At 59.5% G+C, this 4,601-nt stretch carries 7 protein-coding genes and 1 tRNA gene; 2 read left to right on the plus strand and 6 right to left on the minus strand.

The annotated features are described in order from the left end of the window. From CHB90_RS25570 to secE, 5 genes are all read right to left on the minus strand, one after another. Positions 1-254: transposase (locus CHB90_RS25570; protein ID WP_141135986.1), on the minus strand; the 254-nt coding region annotated here is incomplete at its 3' end. A 227-nt stretch (positions 255-481) separates the two neighbouring features. Further along, positions 482-1,180, minus strand: coding sequence for a 50S ribosomal protein L1 (gene rplA / locus CHB90_RS25575; RefSeq protein ID WP_089280513.1), 699 nt, complete (start codon positions 1,178-1,180; stop codon positions 482-484). Between the two features lie 4 nt (positions 1,181-1,184). Then, on the minus strand, positions 1,185-1,637 hold the full coding sequence (rplK, locus tag CHB90_RS25580; RefSeq protein WP_089280514.1) for a 50S ribosomal protein L11: 453 nt from the start codon (positions 1,635-1,637) through the stop codon (positions 1,185-1,187). Positions 1,638-1,887: 250 nt separating this feature from the next. Further along, complete coding sequence (nusG, locus tag CHB90_RS25585) at positions 1,888-2,421, minus strand: transcription termination/antitermination protein NusG (protein ID WP_089280515.1); 534 nt, start codon at positions 2,419-2,421, stop codon at positions 1,888-1,890. Between the two features lie 152 nt (positions 2,422-2,573). After that, positions 2,574-2,777 (minus strand): preprotein translocase subunit SecE, encoded by a 204-nt coding sequence (gene secE, locus CHB90_RS25590; RefSeq protein WP_089280516.1) that lies wholly within the window; start codon positions 2,775-2,777, stop codon positions 2,574-2,576. 303 nt (positions 2,778-3,080) lie between these two features. On the opposite strand from secE, the gene CHB90_RS25595 reads away from it, so the two are divergent. After that, positions 3,081-3,500, plus strand: a complete 420-nt coding sequence (locus CHB90_RS25595; protein WP_089280517.1) for a hypothetical protein — start codon at positions 3,081-3,083, stop codon at positions 3,498-3,500. Positions 3,501-3,646: 146 nt separating this feature from the next. Here CHB90_RS25595 and CHB90_RS25600 read toward each other — a convergent pair. Further along, positions 3,647-3,722: transfer RNA gene (locus CHB90_RS25600), tRNA-Trp, on the minus strand. Between the two features lie 500 nt (positions 3,723-4,222). Between CHB90_RS25600 and CHB90_RS25610 the strand changes: the two genes are divergently transcribed. Beyond that, positions 4,223-4,444: a hypothetical protein gene (locus tag CHB90_RS25610; protein ID WP_089280519.1), complete on the plus strand. Its 222-nt coding sequence runs from the start codon at positions 4,223-4,225 to the stop codon at positions 4,442-4,444. Positions 4,445-4,601: the final 157 nt, after the last annotated feature.

Below are 4,601 nucleotides of genomic sequence, written 5' to 3' on the forward strand. Positions count from 1 at the left end.
GGCTCAGGCTCGGCGGCCAAGCCGGTGATCTCGACCGGCAGGAAGAGAGTGTCATCCTTGGCACCACTGGACGCTTCGGCTTCGGCCGGCGCGAAACGCGGATCCCGCAGCCAGGTGAAGATCAGGTTCGAGTTCATCGCATACCGGCGCGCAACCTGCGCCACCGACACACCGGGCGCGCATGTTTGCCGGCAGATCGAGCGTTTCTCCTCGTCAGACCAGAACCGCTTCTTCTGTCCCTTCATGCCCGTCATGGAGTGCCTCAAGATGTCCATTATCGATCATGGACATTATCGACAGCAGAGGCTCACCGTCAGAGCGGTCACAACGGACGGATACCGCGCAAATAGGGCATCGGGGCCTCCATCCGGATGACAAAAGATATCCCTATGGTCCTACGGCACGCCTGTTAATGAGATGTTTGCAGAAACGAAAAAGGCGGACCACAGGCCCGCCTTTGTCACATCTTGCGTCGGATGGCTCAGTTGCCGGTGGCGTTCACGACATCAATCGTCACACCCGGACCCATGGTCGAGCTGAGCGCGATCTTCTTCATGTAAGTTCCTTTGGCGCCCGCAGGCTTGGCCGCGCTCACCGCACCGACAAAGGCGCGGATGTTCTCGACCAGCTTGGCCTCATCGAACGAAACCTTACCAACACCAGCGTGAACCACACCGGCTTTTTCGGCCTTGAACTGGACCTGACCGCCCTTGGCGTCCGTGACGGCCTGCGCCACATCCATGGTCACAGTGCCGACCTTGGGGTTCGGCATCAGGTTCCGCGGACCCAGGATCTTGCCCAGACGACCGACGATCGGCATCATGTCCGGCGTCGCGATGCAACGGTCGAAATCAATGGTGCCGCCCTGGATGGCCTCCATCAGGTCCTCGGCGCCGACGATGTCAGCCCCGGCGGCCTGTGCTTCGTCTGCCTTGGGGCCACGGGCGAAAACCGCTACGCGGGTGGTCTTGCCGGTGCCGTTGGGCAGCCCGACCACGCCACGGACCATCTGGTCCGCGTGGCGCGGGTCAACGCCCAGGTTCATGGCGATTTCGATGGTCTCGTCAAACTTGGTCTTCGAGTTCGACTTGATGAGGCTGACCGCCTCTTCGACCGTCAGGTCTTCTTTGCCAGCGAAGGCTTCGCGGGCCGACTTGGCGCGTTTTCCGAGCTTTGCCATGATTTTACCCTTTCACCTCGATACCCATCGACCGGGCAGAGCCCAGGATGATCTGCATCGCCGCTTCGACGTCATTGGCCGAGAGGTCTTTCATCTTGGCCAGAGCGATCTCGCGCACCTGCGCCACAGTCACCGTTGCCACGGTCTCACGTCCGGGCGTCACGGCGCCCTTGGGGCGGTTCCGCTTGCCGACGGGCTTCAGGCCGGCGGCTTTTTTCAGGTAGTAAGACGCGGGCGGCGTCTTGATGTTCATGGTAAAGGATTTGTCCTGGTAGTAGACAATCTCTGTCGGGCAAGGTGCGCCCGGCTCCATGTCCTGCGTCTTGGCGTTGAACGCCTTGCAGAATTCCATGATGTTGATACCGCGCTGACCCAGGGCGGGGCCCACGGGCGGCGAGGGGTTGGCTTTGCCTGCAGGGATCTGCAGTTTCATCTTGCCGGCGAGCTTCTTTGCCATCGGCTATCTCCTGTTCCATCACCCCGTTGACGCGTCGCAGGGGCAGAGTTGTGGCGTGGTCAGGTCCGATACGCGCGCGCACCTCGCCTCCCACAATCAAACGGACCGCGACTCGCGCGATCCGATGAAGGTTCGGCGGATAGACCAGTTGCGGAAAAAGATCAACCGTCCACGGCCGCCCAACATGAAAAGAGCGCGCGGCTTTCGCCACACGCCCCCGCATTCCATCACGCACCAAGGTGCAAATGCGTCAGATCTCTTTTGTGACCTGCGTGAATTCCAGTTCAACCGGCGTTTCGCGGCCAAAGATCGACACCGACACGCGCAGACGCGAGTTGTCCTCATCGACCCCTTCGACCATGCCGTCAAAGCCCTCGAACGGGCCGTCAGTAACCTTGACCTTTTCACCGATCTCAAAGTGGATCAGCGTGCGCGGCGCATCCTCGTTTTCCTGGACGCGGCCCAGGATCGCCTCGACCTCGGCGTCGCGCATCGGCATCGGACGCCCCTGCGGACCCAGAAAGCCGGTGACGCGGTTGATCGAGTTCACAAGGTGATAGCCCCGATCCGACATTTCCATATGGACCAGAACGTAACCCGGCATGAAACGACGCTCTGTCGTCACCTTCTTGCCGCGGCGCACCTCGATCACTTCTTCGGTCGGGACCAGAACCTCATCGATCTGGTCCTCTAGGCTTTGTTCCTCGACCGCTGTCCGGATCTGTTCGGCAATCTTCTTCTCAAAGTTCGAGAGAACGCTTACCGAATACCACCGCTTTGCCATGTCTTACCTTCGATCTTTCAGTCCCTATCGGGCCTGCCCAAAACGAAAATCGGCGCGCGAGATCGCGCGCCAACTGTGTCGGTGGTCCTTATCGGCACTTTTTCCGCATTGCAAGCGCTTCTGCGGTGGAAACCGGACAGGACCGTGTCGCGTCAGCCGTTGCCGATAGCCGCCAGCAATGCCTGCAGGCCAGAGCGGATGCCCAAATCGACAAGGGCGAAAAAGATCGCCGTCAGCGTGGCCATGATGAACACCATGATGGTGGTCAGGAAAACCTCGCGCCGTGTCGGCCAGACGATCTTGGCCACTTCGGCCCGGACCTGCTGGATGAACTGAAGCGGATTGGTAGTTGCCATGCTGCGAATTCCCGTGCGTACCGACGTTTTCCCGGAAATACGCGTAGACGTCCGCGAATACAAGTCCCGCACCGGACACCGCCCCATGACGCCCGAACCTCACCAAAACGCGACCGGATTTCGAAAAGCGTGATGGAACCTCTCGCGCCCCTGCCGGTCCCGCGCCCGCGCGTTCTTTCTTTCTATAAGCTACTGTATTACATTGTTTTTTTGGAACCACTTGCGCCCTGGTCCGTTGTTTACCCAGAGCCGCCGAGGCACCGCGCCACGGCACAAATAAACCAGAAGCAAAGGAGCCATCTTATGACTCGCTTTCTGACCGCTACCGCAATCGTCGCCCTCGTTGGTACAGGTGCAATGGCACAGACCCAGCTTGAGACCAGCACGATCGAAAGCTACCTGCCCCGCATCAAGGTCGAGACCCTGACCGAGCTGCAGATCGAGCAGCTGATGCTTGTCGCTCACAGCGGTGAGTCGACATCGCAAAAAGGTCTGCAAATGCGCGGCTTGGTGACCGAGGCCAATCTTGACCCGATCGACAAGGTCGACGTCGAGGTGCAAACCGGCCTGACCGAAGCCGAACGCTCCGAGATCGGGCGTTACGCGCCCCAGCTGGAAATTGCCGAGCTGAGCGATCTCGACATCCGGCGTCTTCAGACCGCAATCGACAGCGGCGACAACACGGACATCGATACGGTTGTACGCGACCTGATGGCCGACTGACGTCACGCTGCACAACTCCTACAAAGGGCTGCCTTCGGGCGGCCCTTTTTTTGTGCGCGGAACTTACGGTCTGGATCTTGTTGTCCTAGGGCCTGACAACAGGGAGCCAAGCAGAACAGGCCCAGGCAAAAGGCCTGTCTGGATTTTGGCAGGGGCAGAAGGGTTCGAACCCTCGACCTACGGTTTTGGAGACCGTCGCTCTACCAGCTGAGCTATACCCCTAAGGCCGTGTCGTGGGGTACGCCAACACGGAAGCGAAATCAAGAGGTCAAAGCGAGGGTTTTTCACAAGTATCCCTCGGGCGCGTTGCTCCTGAACATCACGGTTTTGCGCACGCTTGGTCACGGGTTTTCGCACCTGACCTCACGGGTCTGCGCGCTTGATGAAACAAACCTGCACATTGCGCGCGAAATCCCGGAACGCAACTTCTTGTGATCCGGGAAAACAGCCCCTGCGCATCACGGAGTCCTCCGGCACTGTAACCGTTTTGCCCCCGCCAAACCCTGCAAGGACTGGGGCGAACCATTGCTGTGCAACGACGCACAGGGACGTGGCCATCGCCCTGAATTTCAAGGACAAATCGGCGTTACTCAATGCGATCATCCTGTGAGTTTCCTTTCGCAAATCAGTCCCCAATTTGATTGGTGTCGGACGAACAGCCCGGCACACATCAAGTCGGGGCAACAGCGTCCCAAACCCAACCAGACCAAAAGGACTTTATTATGAAAACCCTCATCGCATCCGCCCTGATCGCAACTGCAGCTTTCACTGGCACCGCCCACGCCATGACAGCGCCCACTCTTGACCGCGAAGCACAGTACATCGTGCCCGGCGCTGACTTTTCCTCCCTCACGGCTTCCGAAGTGCACGTCATCAACAACATCGTCCATGGCGGCGGCGGCAACGGCGAAAAGCGCGCACAGATCAAGTCGTTCCTGCAGTAATGCGGACGGCCCGGGCGTCACGGAGGCTCCTCCCTGATCCATGACGCCCAGTGCGCCTTCCTTCCTCACTCCCTCGCGGCATTGATCGCGTCCAAACCAGACCAAAAGGACTTTATTATGAAAACCCTCATCGCATCCGCCCTGATCGCAACCGCAG

It is taken from the genome of Antarctobacter heliothermus (assembly GCF_900188425.1).
Classification (GTDB): domain Bacteria; phylum Pseudomonadota; class Alphaproteobacteria; order Rhodobacterales; family Rhodobacteraceae; genus Antarctobacter; species Antarctobacter heliothermus.